General features: G+C 57.2%; 16 protein-coding genes. 8 read left to right on the plus strand and 8 right to left on the minus strand.

What is annotated here, in order from left to right; genetic code table 11:
• The first annotated feature begins 1 nt into the window (after nt 1).
• Both flgK and flgL read left to right on the plus strand, forming a co-directional pair.
• Entirely contained in the window at nt 2-1,369 is a 1,368-nt protein-coding gene (flgK, locus tag VN622_12610; GenBank protein HWR36702.1) for a flagellar hook-associated protein FlgK, read from the plus strand.
• A gap of 2 nt (nt 1,370-1,371) precedes the next feature.
• Complete coding sequence (flgL, locus tag VN622_12615) at nt 1,372-2,265, plus strand: flagellar hook-associated protein FlgL (protein ID HWR36703.1); 894 nt, start codon at nt 1,372-1,374, stop codon at nt 2,263-2,265.
• A gap of 62 nt (nt 2,266-2,327) precedes the next feature.
• On the opposite strand, the gene VN622_12620 is transcribed toward flgL, so the two are convergent.
• The 5 genes from VN622_12620 to VN622_12640 form a co-directional block, all read right to left on the minus strand.
• The gene (locus tag VN622_12620) at nt 2,328-2,660 is read right to left on the minus strand and encodes a hypothetical protein (protein HWR36704.1); all 333 of its coding nucleotides are present in this window, start codon (nt 2,658-2,660) and stop codon (nt 2,328-2,330) included.
• Between the two features lie 2 nt (nt 2,661-2,662).
• Complete coding sequence (gene fliS, locus VN622_12625) at nt 2,663-3,127, minus strand: flagellar export chaperone FliS (GenBank protein ID HWR36705.1); 465 nt, start codon at nt 3,125-3,127, stop codon at nt 2,663-2,665.
• On the minus strand, nt 3,124-4,458 hold the full coding sequence (gene fliD / locus VN622_12630; GenBank protein HWR36706.1) for a flagellar filament capping protein FliD: 1,335 nt from the start codon (nt 4,456-4,458) through the stop codon (nt 3,124-3,126). The genes fliS and fliD overlap by 4 nt, the downstream gene beginning before the upstream one ends.
• Nucleotides 4,459-4,478: 20 nt before the next feature.
• On the minus strand, nt 4,479-4,814 hold the full coding sequence (locus VN622_12635) for a hypothetical protein (protein HWR36707.1): 336 nt from the start codon (nt 4,812-4,814) through the stop codon (nt 4,479-4,481).
• A 72-nt stretch (nt 4,815-4,886) separates the two neighbouring features.
• Complete coding sequence (locus tag VN622_12640) at nt 4,887-6,041, minus strand: flagellin (GenBank protein HWR36708.1); 1,155 nt, start codon at nt 6,039-6,041, stop codon at nt 4,887-4,889.
• A gap of 284 nt (nt 6,042-6,325) precedes the next feature.
• Here VN622_12640 and VN622_12645 point away from each other — a divergent pair, with 284 nt between their 5' ends.
• Genes VN622_12645 through VN622_12665 form a run of 5 tightly spaced genes read left to right on the plus strand, consistent with a single transcriptional unit; the run spans nt 6,326 to nt 9,394 of the window.
• A complete protein-coding gene (locus VN622_12645; GenBank protein ID HWR36709.1) occupies nt 6,326-6,577 on the plus strand; it encodes a flagellar FlbD family protein in 252 nt (83 codons plus the stop codon).
• Nucleotides 6,578-6,591: 14 nt separating this feature from the next.
• A complete protein-coding gene (locus tag VN622_12650; protein HWR36710.1) occupies nt 6,592-7,371 on the plus strand; it encodes a flagellar motor protein in 780 nt (259 codons plus the stop codon).
• The gene (locus tag VN622_12655) at nt 7,368-8,183 is read left to right on the plus strand and encodes a flagellar motor protein MotB (GenBank protein ID HWR36711.1); all 816 of its coding nucleotides are present in this window, start codon (nt 7,368-7,370) and stop codon (nt 8,181-8,183) included. Before VN622_12650 ends, VN622_12655 begins: the two co-directional genes overlap by 4 nt.
• A 48-nt stretch (nt 8,184-8,231) precedes the next feature.
• Nucleotides 8,232-8,501 (plus strand): hypothetical protein, encoded by a 270-nt coding sequence (locus VN622_12660; GenBank protein ID HWR36712.1) that lies wholly within the window; start codon nt 8,232-8,234, stop codon nt 8,499-8,501.
• Nucleotides 8,498-9,394 carry an HDOD domain-containing protein gene (locus VN622_12665; protein HWR36713.1) on the plus strand — a complete coding sequence of 299 codons (897 nt, stop codon included), beginning with the start codon at nt 8,498-8,500 and terminating at the stop codon, nt 9,392-9,394. Before VN622_12660 ends, VN622_12665 begins: the two co-directional genes overlap by 4 nt.
• Before the next feature lie 21 nt (nt 9,395-9,415).
• Here the strand turns inward: VN622_12665 and VN622_12670 are convergent, their stop codons facing one another.
• On the minus strand, nt 9,416-10,414 hold the full coding sequence (locus VN622_12670; protein ID HWR36714.1) for a response regulator: 999 nt from the start codon (nt 10,412-10,414) through the stop codon (nt 9,416-9,418).
• 376 nt (nt 10,415-10,790) lie between these two features.
• On the opposite strand from VN622_12670, the gene VN622_12675 reads away from it, so the two are divergent.
• Nucleotides 10,791-12,551 (plus strand): M20/M25/M40 family metallo-hydrolase, encoded by a 1,761-nt coding sequence (locus VN622_12675; protein HWR36715.1) that lies wholly within the window; start codon nt 10,791-10,793, stop codon nt 12,549-12,551.
• Between the two features lie 51 nt (nt 12,552-12,602).
• Here VN622_12675 and VN622_12680 read toward each other — a convergent pair whose 3' ends face one another.
• Both VN622_12680 and VN622_12685 read right to left on the minus strand, forming a co-directional pair.
• A complete protein-coding gene (locus tag VN622_12680; GenBank protein ID HWR36716.1) occupies nt 12,603-13,049 on the minus strand; it encodes a response regulator in 447 nt (148 codons plus the stop codon).
• 339 nt (nt 13,050-13,388) lie between these two features.
• Nucleotides 13,389-16,883, minus strand: coding sequence for a carboxypeptidase regulatory-like domain-containing protein (locus VN622_12685; protein HWR36717.1), 3,495 nt, complete (start codon nt 16,881-16,883; stop codon nt 13,389-13,391).
• Nucleotides 16,884-17,325 lie beyond the last annotated feature (442 nt).

Raw genomic sequence — 17,325 nt, forward strand, 5'->3', positions numbered from 1 at the left:
CATGTCTTCCCTCTTCGGCAGCATCTCAATCTCCTTACGCGCTCTGCTCGCTCAACAGGGCGCCCTGCAGACCACGACCGCAAACATCGCCAATGCGAACACGCCCGGTTACGCACGCCGTCGCGCCGTTATGACGGAGGAAGCGCCGGTGTTCGAGGCTGGACTACTCATTGGGCGTGGCGTGACAATTTCCAGTGTAGAAAGCGTGCGCGACCGAATTCTTGAACTTCGCATTCAGGACGAGACTCAGCAGCAGGGCGCGTCCGAGGCTTACGTTGGTGCCATGCAGTCGGTCGAAACGCTCATCGGAAATTCCGATGGAATTGCCAGTCAGATCGACAAGTTCTTCAACAGCATCACTCGCCTTTCCACCGATCCTTCGGACATTCCTTTGCGACAGGCGGTGCTCACCGCTGGCTCAAACCTTGCTGGAGCATTTCGCGACACGGCCCGAAAGCTGGCCAGCATCCAGCAGAACCTTGATCTCGGAGTGCAACAATCGATCGCAGAAGTGAACAGAGTTGTAGAACAGATCGGCGGACTCAACACGCAGGTTGCAGCTCTTGAAAAGCTCGGCCAGGATGGCGGAGCGCTCGAAGATCAGCGCATACTGCTCATCCGTCAGTTGTCCACCCTGATCGATGTTTCCATTGCCGAAAGCAGCGATGGCCTCACGCTGACAACGCCGGGCGGTCAACCTCTCGTAGTCGGGTCACGCACCTTCACACTGGAAACGTCTCCGGACCCAGGCACCGGCATGAACCGCATTATCGCCGGAACTGCGGACATTACCCCGGAGCTGCACGCTGGACGACTCGGCGGTCTGCTTTCGGCCCGCGACAAGAGTATTGCCGAGCTCTCCGCTGGATTGGACACGCTGGCCTTCTCGTTGGCCCAGCGCCTGAACAACGAGCATCAGTCGGGCTTTGACTTGAACGGAGATGCAGGCGGCGCTCTCTTCAGCTTGCCGGCCGACGAGCATGGCGCGGCAAGCACCATAGCTTTCCTAATCACAAACTCTGCGAAGATTGCGGCCAGTTCCGACGCGAGTGTCGGCAGCAACGGCAATCTGGCGAATATGTCCGCCCTCCGCAGCGAAGCAATCGTAGGACAAGCTACCGCCACGGACTGCTATGCCAACCTGGTCTTCCGTGTCGGCAGCGAGGTCGCAAACGGCAAAGCCGAAGCGGAGGCGAGCGAGATGATTGTTCGTCAACTCGACAACCAGCGCGGCGCCATCTCGGGAGTATCGATGGACGAAGAGGCTGCGAACTTGATTCGTTTTCAACGAGCGTTCGAAGCTGCGGCGCGGGTGATCTCAGTCGTTAATGAACTGACACAAACGGCCGTCAACCTCGGGAGGAATTAACGATGCGGATCAACCCCGATCCATATCCTGATCTGCTCGTTGCCATTAACAGGGCAAAGCGACTGGAGAGTCAGTACGTTCAACAGCTTGCTTCCGGCCGGCGTATCTCCACGCCCTCGGATGATCCAACAGCTTCCGCGCTGCTGGTGCGAAATCAGTCGCGCCAGGCGGCGAACGACGAGTTTCTGCACAACAATTCGAGCGTGGCTGCCGGCCTGCGCACGGCTGACGCAACACTCTCGTCCGCCGTGCTCGCGCTTCAGCGTGCCGTGACACTGGGCGTACAGGGCGCGAACGGCACTCTGTCCAATGAGAATCGAATAGCGTTGGCAGGCGAGCTACACGGCATCGTCGACCAAATGCTCAGCCTGGCGAACACATCCTTTCGTGGCAGTTATATCTTTGCGGGAACCGCGAGTAAGAATGCACCCTTCGTCGGCGATGACACGGTGCCGGGAGGCGTGCGCTACGACGGCAATTCCACGGTAAACGAAGTTCAAGTCGGCGAGACGCGTTTTATCGCCGCCAATGTTCCTGGAAGGCAGATTTTCAATGATCCGTCAGCCCACGTTTTTGAGGCATTGAACGAGCTCACCACGGCGATGGAAGCGGGAGACCAGGACCAAATTGCTGCAGCGACCGGAAGAGTGCGCGCCGCATTCGACCACATCACGTCGGAGCGCGTCTTCTACGGCAACACGCTAAACCAGCTCGAGGCCGAAGACACTTTCCTGGACGGGCAGACGTTGGAGATCAAGACCGCAGAGAACGACCTGGCCGGAGCAGATCCACTGGAAGCAACCGCTGCGCTCCTTCAGGCGCGACTCGCTCGCGATGCGGCGCTGGCTGCCACAGGCAAAGCCTCCATGCTGAGTCTGCTGGATTTCCTGAAATAACCAGTTCCTTAGAAGCGCTGGTCGCAAAGCGAATTTTCTCACAAACAAGCGGATCAACGCTGCTAACGCCGGCAGGGGCCCGCGTTCCAGGCTGCCGCGGCTTCGAGTTGCTGACGATCACGACTTAGCCTTGCACGTTCGGCGAGAAAATTTCGTTCTGCCTGATGCAGCGCAGCCTGCAGCGCAGAAAGATTTCCGCGATATCGCTGAATTTCAGCAGCCACGACTGGATCTCTGGCAAGCAGATAGTAGCCAAGAGCTCCCGCCATCTCTGCGAGTGCACTAGCGACCTCGGTCAACTGTTCGAGCGTGACCGAACTCGCAGGTGCGGCTTCCATCGATTCAAGGAAGCCAACCAGCAAAGCATTCGTTCTTTTCAACGTCTCTGCCGGCATGGTCAGGCGCTCCAGTGCAGCGCCGATGAGTCGGTCGCAGAAGGCGTGGCTGCCGAGGGCTGCACATCGGACCTGGCGTTGCCTGCCGTTCGGGGCTGTGCATTGCCCTCCACCGTTCGCCAAGCATCTCGCAGATCGCGAAACAGTGCCAACTGCTCACCTATCATTTGCCCGGATTGCTTGAGATGAGCTTCCAGCAGCTTCGCGCGCGCGATCGAGTAGAACCGGTCGAGGTTGCGCGCAGCTTCGCCGCCCTGCTCCATTTGCAAGGTCGCTTGTAGCTGCTGGATAGCGAGCATCGCATGAGTCAACTCACTCGTCCGCTTCTCGACGTCTTTAACGTGCAGGGCGAGCATGGCACGGCCGAGGTCTTCAATGACGACGTCGTAAAGCATGACAACCAGACCCACAGCGGTAGCGCTGCGCACGGCCGCTTCGCGATAGATAAGACGCGGATCATGATTCATTTCAGGCTTTCCAGTTGAGCAGTTAACTGCGCTTGGATCAGTGGAAATTGGCGAAGCATCGTATCGATCCTTGAGTACTGGTCCAGCAGGGTCTTTCGGCGCATGTCCAGGCGCGATTCCAGATCATCGATCTGGTCGGAGATCATTCTGCTGGTCGCTCCCAGGCCGGTGATATCCACAGCGAGCGGGCCGTCGATGGAGTCGTTGATGACCGCCATTTGCGCGCTTAGGCGACATGCGAAACCCTCCGGCTCTCTTGACTGGAAGAACGACTGTACCTCTGTGAAGTGTTGGGACAACGCAGCATCCAGTTCCGTGCTGTTCATCTGCAACGTCCCATCGTTCTTCATGTCAATTCCGAGCGATGCCAGCGAGGTGATCGCTCCGTTACCTTTGACTACTTGTGACATTGCTGGAAGGAGCGTCGCTTGCACACCGCGAATGGACGAGTTGCCGGCCAGCGGACCAGCACTGCCAGTCTGCTGGTTATACGTGAACTGCGCGTTGATGTTGCCGACCACGGAGTTGTAGCTTGTTACAAAATCGCTGATTGCCTGACGTGCCCGGGCCGCGTCAGGGGCGACAGAGACGGTTACCTGGGTGCCGGGGCTCGCACTGGATAGTTCGAAAGTTACGCCCGGAATGACACCCGTCAAACTGTTTGTGCTGCTCTGTACCGGAACGCCATCGACCACAACGTCGGCGTTCGCGCCCGTGCTGCCCCGATGCATCGCGATTTCCGCCGGAGCTTGCAGCAACTTGATATCGCCTGCTGCGCCGCTCGTTGCACTCACCAGCGCGAGATGCAGTCCTGTCGCATCGGTAATGACGTTCGCCATCACTCCAGCCTGTTTCGTATTGATGAACTCGGCAGCGGCGGCGAGAGTTGAGTGTCCCGCGTCAAACGTGAACGTAATGGGAGTCGCAGTCCCAACCTGTATTGTGAGATCGCCCGGGGTGAAAACGCCGTCGGCAACGGCATCGCTGTACCAGGATGAAGTCGTTGCCAGCGAGTTCACAGTTATTACGTGCTTGCCGATGGTTGCCGTACGATCCGCACTCGCCGATAGAATGCTGCTTTGAGACGAGGAAGCGATGCGCGCGCCCATCGATGCGGAAACGTCCTTCAGGGAATTGACGGTGTTACCCAGCGTCGTGAGCCTGGACTGTATGTCGCGCAGAGCGGAAGCTTGCGCATTGAGCATCTGCTGCTGACTTTGCATCAGGCGCTCGGGTGCGCGCTCGGCATACATTATTTGGTCGACCGTTGCGCCCACGTCAAGGCCAGTACCTGAACTTCCTGAGTTGATTCCCGTCACCGCACTCGCCATGCATCCTCTCTAAGACTGGTCTAAGACTTGATATCGAGTTCCTGCCCCTGTTGCTCCTTCAGGAATTGGTCGATGTTGCGCGCAATCCGCAACACTTCCTCCGATGGCAACTGGCACAGGACATCGCCAGTGCGCTGATCCCGAACGAGATAGATGGGACGCTTCCCCTCGTCAAGCCACACGGTCTCGCGCTCGGCGTTATTGCCTCCTGTGTAGGTTTCAGTCTGCGGCGCCGGCAACACGGGCGATTCCTGTTGCTTGATAAGCACGTTCGTTTCCGTAGCTGGCTGGACCGGTTCATTAATTGGGGAGCGTTTTACGTCAGCGGGAATGGACGGAACCATATCGATCCGCATTTGTCCACCTCATTCACTTTTGAACCTTAGAAAAAGGTGGGGCGTGATGCCCCACCTCAGGAGGTCACTCGATTACCGAAGGAGCGACAAGACGCCTTGCTGCATCTGGTTTGCCTGTGCCAGGGCCGAAATGCCGGTCTGGTTCAGGATATTGAACTTCGTCATGTTCGCAACTTCCCGGGCGATGTCCGCCGAGCGGATGCCGTCCTCAGCAGCCGTCAGATTCTGCACCTGGTTGGTGATGACGTTGCTCGCCGACTCGAGACGATTCATCACGGCGCCCATCGTGCCGCGATCGCTGGCAACATTGGCAATCGCACTGGTGATTTTCGTCAGGGCTGTCTGCGCCTTCGTGGCGGTCTTCAGATCATCAGCGCTGAGGTCGATCTTGCCAGCGCCCGTACCGATGCTGTTCGAGGAAAGCGCGCTGATCGTCGTTGCGATGGTGCCTCCGCCCGCCGTCGTGCCGTCACTCAGGTACACATCGGTGCCGCCTGAAATCGTTGCCTTCGCAACAGCGCCAACTCCGGTCAGAGGCGTGCTGCTGACCACGATGCTGCCATTGCCGGTCTTATCCGCTATCTGCAAGTGTCCGGTTGCGTCGAGACTGGCCGTGACGCCAATATTGCCCGAGCTGTTGAAACGGGTCATCAGCGTCTGCATGGTGTCGAGGGCGACTACGGTGTAGGTATCGCTCAGGCCGGTGTCCGTGTCGGTAATCGTCATTGTTTGGCCGGCGGTGAGTACCGTCGCACTGGTATTGCCTCCGGTCGCGCCAACCCACTTGTTCGGGTCCGAACTGCTGCCGGCTCCGAAGATTCCCTCTCCGTTGTAAGTGGTTTTGCTGCCGATACGATCGATTTCCTGCTTGATCTGCAAGAACTCGGCGTCGAGAGCTTCGCGCTGCGCCGGGTTCACTGTGCCCGTCGAGGCTTCGGTAGCCAGAGTAACGGCACGGTTCAACAGACTACTTACCTGCGAGAGGGCGCCATCTGCCACCTGCAGTTTGCCAATGCCGTCCGTGGCATTGCGAGCAGACTGGCTCAGCGCTGTGACGTTAGCACGCAAGCCATCTGCGATCGCCAGACCTGCGGCGTCATCGGCTCCAGAATTGATGCGCGAGCCGGACGAGAGACGGAACAATGTTTTCTGGAGGCCGCTGCCGGTGATGGAAAGTTGATTCTGCGCGGCCAGGGACGGGATGTTGTTCAGGATGCTGAGTGCCATTGGAACGCTCCTTTTCGCTTCTGGTTCCGCCTCAATAGAAGGCTGCGCGTAAACGACTCTACGGACGCGTCCCGCTGACCGGAACCATCACGTTGTTCACTAGCACTATCGGCACCTCTGCCTGCAGCTTTAGCCTCCGCGGAGTTACTGGGCAAGAATTTCCATTTTCATTGCCCGCGAGCGATACGGTTTTTCCTCATTTCAGGATTGAAGGTACGCGCGTGCTTGCCGATAAGAGTCACAGCGACCGTATATCTGTGCGCGTCGGTAATAGGAAGAATGAAATGATCCAACTCACGCGATTGAACAATCAGCCCTTGATGGTGAATGCGGACTTGATCAAGTTCGTGGAGCAAGCGCCAGATACCGTCATCACACTCGTGACCGGAGACAAGCTCGTTGTGCGAGAAAGTGCGCAGGAAGTGATGGATCTTATCCTTGAGTTCAGGCGCTCGCTGATGGCCGCCCCGGTCGTCCCGAAGTGTTCGCCTACCGTAAGCGCCCAAGCGCAGAGCGCCAAAGATGACGGCGAGTGAAACGCGAGGGCTCCGTGGATAAGGCAACACTTGGCGGCGTGGTCGTTGGAGTCGGCGGCATCGTTGGTGGCCTGCTGCTGGAGGGCGGTAGCCTGACGCAGATATTGCAACCTACCGCCGCCTTCATCGTTTTCGGCGGCACGCTGGGCGCGGTCCTCATTCAGTTCCCTCTTCGTACGTTGATCACTGCTTTCAAAAAATTGGAGACCGTCCTTCTTGAGCCCAAGCAGGATCCGCAAGGGATGATTCGCGAGCTTGTGAAATATGCGAACAAGGCCCGCAAGGAAGGCATCGTTTCACTTGACGGCGATCTGCCCAAGATCGCCAATCCGTTTCTTAAAAAATCTCTTATGTTGGCCGTCGACGGAACCGAGCCACAGGAACTCCGAAAGATGATGGAGTTGGAATTGGACAACGGAGCCGAGCACGACGAAACCATCCCGCAGGTATTCGAGTCCGCTGGCGGATTCTCGCCCACAATCGGCATCATCGGCGCCGTGCTGGGCCTCATTCAGGTCATGCAGCACCTGGACAACATCGACGAAGTGGGCAAAGGGATTGCCGTGGCATTTGTCGCCACGGTCTACGGCGTCGGCGCGGCAAATCTCCTGCTCCTGCCAGTCGCGGGCAAGCTGAAGATTCGTTTACGCGAGGAACAGATGTTGCGCGAGATGACTCTGGAAGGCGTGGTCTCGATCCTCGAAGGCATGAACCCGCGCATGCTCGAAACGAAGTTGCTAGGGTTCTTGCAAAATGCGAACCAGCCTGGGCCAGAGGAACCGGCGCAAACGTGAGTCGGCGCAAAAGGAGACAAGCGCACGCCAATCACGAGCGATGGCTCGTTTCCTATGCGGACTTCATGACATTACTGTTCGCGTTCTTCGTTGTCCTCTATGCATCCTCTCAGGTTGATAAGCACAAGATGGGACAACTCGCGAACGCAATTCAGGCAGCATTCCAGGAACTCGGAGTGTTCCCAGGCCAGAGCATTGGCCCTCCCATAGCATTGAAGGAATCTACCGGCGCAGGGCGGAGCGAAGCGGAGAAGGCGCGCATCGCGCAGGACCTCGCCCGAGTGGTTGAGCCGATACAAATACGCGCCGGCGCGCAGTTGCGCCCGGACGTCGAACAACTCAGACGCGCAATAGAGGTGGCCCTTGCGCCAGAAATACAGCGCAAGGAAGTCGCACTGCGAGTCGGCCCCGAGGGTTTGGTGATCAGTCTGCGCGAAGTTGGCTTTTTTGATAGCGGCTCGGCTGCAATGCGACCGGGCGCAGAAGCGGCGTTTGGGCGCATCGCCGCCCTGCTTCGCGAGCGCGACTGCGAGCTACGCGTGGAAGGGCACACCGATGACGTCCCAATCCATACAGCGCAGTTTCAGTCAAACTGGGAACTCTCGACGACGCGCGCAACCGGGATCATCAGGGAACTGATAACTCAGTACCACTTCTCGCCCGAACGATTGTCGGCCGCCGGTTATGGCGAGTTCCATCCGACGGCGAGCAATACCACCGCCGAAGGACGCCGCTTGAACCGGCGCATAGACCTCGTTGTCATGGGTGCCCGCAGCTCAATCGCGGTCGCCCCAGCCACGGGTCGGTCTTGAAACGGCGGTTAAAGTTCCGGGCTACTCAGCCGATTTCATTGCTAGCACATGTCCGGCGAGATGAACTCGATGATGACAAATGGCCTTTCCCAAGATGATGTCCTGGTGCAATTGTGTCGGAAAGACTTGCTCACCTCACGGGTGAAGGTCTCGCCATTAGATTTGCTCGACAATTCGCGCGTGACTCTTCTGGAGAGCATGGACGTATTCCCGTTGTACAAGGTGCTGAGCCCCTTCGGCGCAGCCAGCAAGCGGCGTGTCATTCAGCACTTCTATAACGATCTCCAAGAGCAACAAAGCGGCCAAGGTGCGCGATGACCTACGTCAGCATGGATAATGTCCGCGTGCGGGTGGAGCAACTGAAGTCCATTCAGAGCGTCCCGGCCATCCTCATCCCACTGCTGCATCGACTCGACAAGCCAACCGAAGATGTTGATATTCAGAAGGTTGTTGAGTTGATAGCGCACGACAACTCTCTTGCGGCGCAAACTCTGCATATGGCGAACTCGCCGCTGTACGGGAGAAGACAGACGATCGGAACCGTTCGCGGCGCAGTGCTGGCGCTCGGCGTCTCTCGCGTGCGCGAGATTGCCACCGCCTGCTGCGTATTGAACCTTCTGCCTCAAGACATTGGGAGCATTGACCCGCGAGTGTTCTGGGAGCACTCACTCGGCTGTGCGCTCGTGTCGCGCCGATTCGCCCGAAAAATCGGATTTGCGGAACCGGAAAAGGCATACCTCGCCGGACTGCTCCATGACCTCGGTTTCCTTGTTAACTTGCTCGTACTCCGCGATGAGTTCCGCGCAGTCGCCGCGCTGGCATACTCCACACGCATTCCCTTGGAAGAGGCGGAAGCCAGGCTGCTCGGCTTTACGCACGGCTTTACCGGCGACCTGCTCGCCGAAGCTTGGGACCTGGGCAGCGAGATCAAAGAAGTGATACGGCGCCACCATCAAGTCGAGCGCGCCACATCGCATCGCAGCCTCGTCGCTCTGGTCAGCTTGAGCGATCTGCTGTGCCGCACGTGCGGACTCGGATACGGTTATACGGAAGCGCTACAAGTGGACTCTACGCGCGAATACGGGTGGCAGGTATTGATGCAGGAACACCCAGCGCTCGCTCGCTTCGATTGGTTCACGTTTGCCCATGAGCTCGACGCCTACGTGAAAGAAGTACGGCAACTGGTCGCTGTCTTGTTCCGAATCTCCTGAACTGCCTGCCGGATGCGAAGGCTAGTCCGATGCGCAGGAAGACGCCTGCCGCAAATTCACAGGCGACGCCACACCGGCTCCATCGTCAAAGTCCAATACCTCTCGCACTTTTTTCGTCAGAGAAGCGACTGTGAAAGGCTTCTGCAAGAATGCAGTACGTGGATTCTTGAAGGCTTTCCGATGCAGTTCACTGTCCGTGTAGCCTGACATATAGATGATTTTTATTGCGGGCGAGAGTTCTGTAAGGCGATGCGCGAGATCGTGTCCGTTTATCCCCGGCATCACCACGTCGGTCAATACCAGATGCACAGCGCCCTCATGCTCCTGAAACAGCCGCATTCCTGTCTGCGCATCTTGTGCTTCCAAAACGTGATAGCCAGCTATCTCCAGAACTTCGCGTGTCACGTTGCGCACGAACTCCTCGTCCTCGACGAGCAGGATCGTCTCCCATCCTTCCGGCATGTCATCTTGCACAGACTCCCCGCCCTGATCCAGCGCCCTCAGATACAGACGGAACGTAACTCCGAAGCTAACCTCCGATTTCATGGCGAGTTCGCCACCATCGCCGCGCAAGAGGTCGACACAATTGCGGAGCGCCGGAGAAGCATCGAGTTGCTCAGGGCGCGGCAACATTTCCCTACCAACAGCTTCGCGGGTACAGCAAGAGGCCGAAATCGTGATACTCATCACCACGTACTCGCCCGGGTCCAAAAAACTCCCCACTCCGCCCTGGGTCGCGTCTGCACGGAAAATTCCAGTCCTCAGGAGTAACGCCGCGGATTGCGTTTGCAACCCGGCCCGCTGCTCGGCGATGAGTGCTTGCAGGGCGCAGATCAAAGCTTGGGGATCCGCGTCAGCTTCTTCGATTCCGGCACAAACTTCACTGGAAACCAGGAACGACTTCGAACAGGTGTTGTTAAGCCAGCTAATCAGATTTGCGGTAAGCGCGTTGACATTGACCATTGCGTAGGGGCCCACTTTCATTGCATGAAGAAATGCAATGTGCAGAACGAGTTCCAAACTGCTCGTTCTTGCTCCCCCAAAAACAAAAAAACTTTGTCAGTCCAGAAAACAGTACGCCAAGGCTTGCGAATGCCTGAATGCAAAATCAGAACGCTGGCAAGAACCAGCGCAAGCCACCGGCCTGCCGACGGCTCGGCTTTTCGGCTTTCCCATATGGGAGGACCAAAGCGGAACAAATCTCGAAGTTGGAATGGAAACCGTATATAGCGCGACCAGTTTACCGGGACAATTCCAAAAGATTCAGGATTCGATCCAGCAGAGCTGGTGATAACATCTGCGGCACCTTGCAAATACCCGCAAGTGACGGACGCCGACGGCTTGGGCAGGAAGCCGCTTCTGGGCGCTGCCACTATCCATCTTGGAGCGTAAAAACATGTCGCAAACTTCAGTGAAGGCCATGCGCAATACAGTGCTGGCCACGTTATCCATCGTGCTCATGCTCGTCGTGCCCGCCATCCTTTTTGCGGCGGCTAATGACAACGTCGACCTGCAGACGGTAACGCGTATCCGCCATGAAGGTTTCCGCAACTCCAAGGTCATGGAGACCATGGGGGAACTAACCGATAGGATCGGTCCGCGCCTGACGGGTTCTGCGAGCCACAAACGCGCAAACGAATGGACCAGTGAGCAACTGAAGGCGTGGGGCCTCGCCAACGCGCATATGGAACCTTTCCCATTCGGCCGCGGATGGGCGCTGGAATCCGTCTCTGTGCGGATGCTTTCTCCAGATGTTTCGCAGCTTTACGCGCTGCCCAAGGCGTGGACGCCCTCGACTCCCGGCCCGGTTCGCGGCGAGGTGGTCCGCCTGACAGCAACAACGAAGGAAGATTTGGAGAAACAGCGCGGCAACTATGCGGGCAAGATGGTGCTGATCGGCGACATGCGCGAAGTTAAGCCCCAGTCGGAACCGGCGCTACGCCGATATGACGAGAATCGCCTTCGCGAAATCGGCGATTACCAGATTCCGGGCGAGCGCCGACAGGACCCGACAGGCCAGGTCATTTCGCGTGAAGACCTTATTAAACGCTTCGAATTCCAGCGCTTGCTACAGAAGTTTTTCGTAGACGAAAAACCAGCGGCCGTCATCGAGCCGAGCCGTGGAGAGGCTGGCCTGATCTTCGTTCAAGGCACGAACGCGTACAAGCCTGGAGAATCGGATGGCGTTCCGCAGCTTGTGATGTCGATCGAAAACTACGGACGCATTTCGAGGCTGCTCGACCGCAAAATTCCGGTCCAGATTGAAGTCGAAGTCAAAGTGCATTTCGAAGACGGCGACGGTAATGCCTACAACACCATCGCCGAGATTCCGGGCAGCGACAAGAAAGATGAGATCGTGATGGCCGGCGCACACATCGATTCGTGGCACGGCGGCACGGGCGCGACAGATAACGCCGCCGGTTGTGCCGTAACGATGGAAGCCCTTCGTATCCTCCAGTCGCTGGGCATCAAACCGCGGCGTACTATCCGCATAGGATTGTGGGGCGGCGAGGAACAGGGCTTGCTCGGGTCACGCGCATACGTGGCCGAGCATTTCGGAAAACGGCCCGAGCCCAAGCAGTCCGACAGTGGCTTGCCTTCCTACTTGCGTCCCGAGACGGGTCCACTGATGCTGAAGCCGAAACAACAAAAAATCTCCGCCTACTTCAACATCGACAATGGAACCGGCAAGTTGCGCGGTATCTATTTACAGGAAAATTCGGCGGCCCGCCCAGTCATAGAACCTTGGATGGAGCCGTTCAAGGATTTGGGATTCAACACAATAAGCATGCGGAACACCGGTTCCACGGACCACGTTCCATTCGATGCCGTTGGCATCCCGGGATTCCAGTTCATTCAGGACCCGGTCGAGTATATGACCCGTACGCACCACTCAAACGCCGACGTGTATGAGCGCGTACAGCGCGAAGACATGATGCAGGCGTCCGTGATCCTTGCATCTTTCCTCTACGACGCCGCGATGCGTGACGAAATGCTTCCGCGCAAGCCCCTGCCCAACGACGTTGTATGGGAAACGCCCAAGGATGCAGTCCTGCTCAGATCCGAACCCAAGAAAGCGCACAAGAAGAGCGACGCGAAAACGGACAAGAAGGCAGAACAAAAACAAAAGCCAGCAACCGCCGAAAAGAAAAGCTAACACACAATCCTGACTCAGGCGGGGCACATGCCCCGCCTCCTGTTTTCAAGCTCATCTAACTCTTTTCGCACTCTCGTCTAGAGATTGTGCGTCTTCTGAGGTCGCGCCTGGGTTCGGCGCGGCCAAACGATCTGCTTCGTTTCGATCCCTCGTCACCGAGTCGAGCACCACTCTAAGCTGCTGGGGCGAATCTCCCTTTTCTACAACTCCGGCAATCGCATTTGCCAGTTCGGGTGCGACATAAGGCATGCCTGAGATTAGAACGATTGGTACTCGTGCACTGGTTTCATGCAGGATTCGAATTGCGGAGTCCAAATTCGTGTCGGGACGATCGATGACAACGGCAGAAATCGAATGAGAGAGCAGTAAAGGCGCCGCCTCCGAAGCGGTTCGTGCAGCCATAACGCGATAGCCGAAGCTCTCGATGACAAGCTTTCGGACATTACCAAGAACCGCATCAGCATCCACGCACAACACAATCTTCGACCGCTTCGCCAAAGCGCCTCCTTTGGTCAAGCCGTGCAGGGTCGGCTATGACTTGGGCCGGGAGCCCTCGCTATAGACACTTGCCCTTCTGTTTGCATCGTGAATGCCAATCTGTAAGTTGTTTTATTTATTGCAGCAGGCACGACCGGCGGTGTGCCCGTTCAGGAAAGATTTACGCGGTCGCAGGAAGACCTGGCTTCAGGCCGATGACCCAATCGCAATTGACTCAGAACTTGTTCAATCAGGAGGGTATCGCATCCAGTATGGCGAGAGTCGCACGACAACAGCTATGGAAGCTGGAAAAAAAGAGGGCCGGTTTCCCGACCCTCCAAGTCAAACAGTTTTTTCGGATTAGAAGCTGAGTGAAAGCTTCAACCGAAGTGTGCGTCCGCCCTGGAACAGCGTCGGCTGACCATACATGGAGTTCAGCGTGGCAGGCGTAAAGCTGTACTGGTGCGGCAGAGGAGTGCCTGCCGTGTTAACCGCGGTGTTGGAGACGGCAATGTAATCCCAGCCACCGCCAGTCAAGGCATTCCAGTTCACGAGTGCCATGTTGTTCGGAATGACAGTTCCGACCAGAGACGGATCGACTACAACGCCCCCGATCTTGTCCGTCGCCACATAGCGAAGGTTGGGATCATTGAGGTGAGGAGTTGCCGCCACCGAGTTCGCCAGCGGGGTACTCATATAAGTGAGCACTGAGCGCTGGTTGAACAGGTTGCTGACATTGGCTTCGAAGCCGATACGCATCTGTTCGTGCGTCTTGCTCGGCTTGAAATCCTGCACGAGAGTAAGGTCAGTCTGGGTAAATGCCGGACTGCGCCTGTTCTGAATGACACCATCGCTAACAATGTTGCCGGTGGTCGCATCACGATGCAGGTTGACCCAGTTCCCACGATTCTCTACGAACGAGCAAGCCGACTGAGTGGTAACGGACGGCCAGCAGGTGGACTGTGGCGTGCCCTGGTAAGCCACCTGGGTGCCGCCAATCAAGGTTTCCATCTTCCAATACTTCAGACGGTAATAGCCGAACGCCTTGAAGGTGTGCGGGCGGTCGGTTCCGAGCGGGCCCATCGCCGGCGTCCCATCAGCAGTGAACTGCATATTGGGCGAGTCGAACGAGCGGTTGTTGTTTGGATTGTGACGACCACCACCCGAACCGGCATTGACCGACGCTGCGTCGTTCACGTCCGACGACGTCAGGCCGGAGTAGTTCCCGTAAAGACGGCTATAGGTGTAGGACAAGGTTCCGTACCACTTATTGGATGCCCGCTTGATGACGCGGAATTCCACGCCATCGTAGTTGCGGGTAGCCTTCGGGCTCAGCGGGCAGCTCGCACACTGAGGATCGTAAGTGTCTTCGCCGTCAATGATGGGACGATTCAGCAGGTTCGCGTAGGTGTTCGCGCCAGGGTTTCCGATTTTGTAGAGTTCGCCACCGGGAACCACGATGCCGATATCCTCAATTGTGTTTCTGAGGCGCTTGCGGCTGTAACGCGCTTCAAAGCCAATCTGCGAGGTCACGGCGTAGTCAACGCCGAGGGTCATATCCCACTGACTCATCGGCTTGAGATTAGGATCGACACCCGGGTCGGCGCCAGCAAGGCTGGGCTTCCGGAAGTCGAAGTTTTCAATGAATGTGCCAGGGGTCGTGCCAGTAGCGGGACCTGTACCGGCGCAGGTGTGGGTGCCAACCATGGCCGGTTGGATTCCCGTGTAGTTGGTGTCATTCAGGGTGTAGACGCACTCGTGCCAGTATTCACCGCCGAACGAACCGCGAGGCAGCGAGTACTTCATGATGTCAAAGAAAGTACCGTAGCTTCCGTAGATCTTCAGCTTGCCATTTCTGAGGACATCCCAGGCAGCGCCCAGACGTGGAGCGATCTTATCCCCAAATCCGAAGCTGATGTCAGTGGCGCCCGCTGAGTACGGCGGCAGGTATTCCTTGTCGAAACGAAGACCGGCGTTGACCGTCACGCCTTTGCCCAAAGTCCACGCATCCTGGAAGTACAGTGCGTGGTTGAGGCTCTTGGCGAGACCGCCCGAGACGAAGTCATAGACCTTGTAGTAACCGTATGTGCCACGGCACTGCCCGTTGACGGTAGCGGCTGCAGGGCAGCTAGTACCGATGGGCGAGTAGGCCTGACCAGGATACAAGTCAACGCGAGCAAAGTTAGCAGCGCTCGCGAGATCGTTCGTGATTCGATTGTTCGAGTACCCGACCTTGAAATTGTGGGTACCGAAGAACTTCGCGAAGTAAGAAACATCCGTGCTGAGCGAGTTACGGTGGTAAGCGTCCATGAGTTGCTGGACGTTGCTTGGCATGCTTGTCGAGCCTGTCGTGGAAGCAGCTCCAAAGTTCCCGGGTAGCGCAACATTGAACGGGTCAGTCAGCGCCTGACCTCCCGTCACGCTTGTACCGGCTCCATTGGCTTGCCAGATGTAGCGGATACCAACTGGTGCGCCGCGGGTCGAGCTGTTGGTAAACCATTTGCCGTAGCGGGCAGTCGCGACCATGTTTGGAGTGATCGTTACGTCTCCCCCGAAGATGATGACGCTGTTGGGATTAACGCTACCAGCATCAGCCCGATACGTAGTCCGCGGGTCGACCGTGGCGCTGTTGTTGACCTGACTCGCGAAAGCCGGATCTGGGTCAGGCGCGGAGTTGCCCGAGATGCGATTGTACCCATACTGCCAAGACGCAAACGTACGGATTTTGCTCGTAACCATGTAGTCCAAACGGTTTAGAGCATTGTAGGTGTTGTTCACATACCGGAACGTGTAGGGACCTTTCACTGCCCCCGTGAAGTTCACGGTACGGGTACGCGAGTAGTAGCTCGGAACAAAGCTGCTGAACAGCCAGAGGCGATCTTTCAGCAGGTAGCCACCGGCTTCGTAGCCAGGCTCCACCGTACGATAGTGGTCCTTCTTGGGTCGGTAGTACTCGGTCGGGCGGTCGGTCCTGAGATTGGCGCCGGACGTTGTGTAGTTTCCGACCGTACCAGGGATGTAGCGCAAGCCACAAGCATTGTAGATCAAGCACGTATCGTTGGCGTTGAACGCATCGCTACGGTAGTAGCTGAACACGCTGCCATGCCAATCATTGCCGCCACGCTTTTGGACGACGTTCACAACGCCGCCGAGCGCGCCACCGAACTCAGCTTCGAATCCGCCGGTCTTAATCTGGACTTCCTGAATGAACTCCATCGGAACGTTATTGCCAGAACCACCACCGGTGACTCCCGTGGTGTCCATGCCTTCTGACATGTACGTGTTTTCCGAGTCCGAAGCGCCATCGATCTGGTAACCAGTAGCGCCGGCAGCACCCGTCAGCGAACCGCCACGCGTAGTGGAGGTCAGCGGCTCCTGGCGAGCGCCAGGGGCGAACGGGATGAGCGACTCAAAGGAGCGGCCCTTAGGAATGCTATTGAGAACTTCCGAGGAAACGGTGACGGCGACCTTGGACTGTGTCGTGTCAACCATCGGAGCAACGCCTGAAACTTCGACGACCTGCTCATTGCCGCCAATTTCGAGCTTCAGGTCGATTGTGGGGAGCTTGCCGACTTCCAGCTTGATACCAGCAAGTTTGCTGGTACGAAAGCCTGCTGCTGTCGTGGTGATCAGGTACTCACCGGGAGGCAGGTGGGTAAAACGGTAATATCCGCTGCCATCGGTCTCCATTTTTTTGGAACCGATCAGTGCGCGGCCAGTCACTTCCACAGTAGCCTTCGACACCACAGCGCCGGTCGGGTCCTTCACGGTACCCTGAATGCCGGCTGTGGTTTCCTGGGCGACTGCGCTCGCGACGAGCAACAGCACTACCAGTAGCCATACGAATTTCTTCATGAGCCAAATCCTCCTATAGGATTCGTGTCTTTGTGGGAAACGGAATAGGCAAGCGACGTCAGATGGCTCGAAAGTCGAGTCCCCAGACGTTCACTGCCTCCTGAAAACGTGAACGGTGTTGCATATACAGAGAAACGGTTGCCCCACAGAGAGCAACTCACCATCCAAAGACAACGCTCCAGAGTTCCTGTGTTTACAACAACTAACGATTTCCACAGGGCAGTTTTCTACTGAAAAATGGATTGTTGCTGGTTCGCTTATGAGAAATGTAGAGCGTCAAGGCTTCCGAGGGTGGCGCAGGAAGATCTCAAGCCAGGCGAAAGCTAAGGTCGCAACGACTCAGGCGCGACTACGGCTGAGGGGTTCTTCGGAGGAAATAGTCGATTTGGACAAAAAAAGAGGGCCGGTTGCCCGGCCCCCACAGTTGATCTTCTAACTGATT

Source organism: Clostridia bacterium, from assembly GCA_035561135.1.
Classification (GTDB): Bacteria; Acidobacteriota; Terriglobia; order Terriglobales; family Acidobacteriaceae; genus DATMYA01.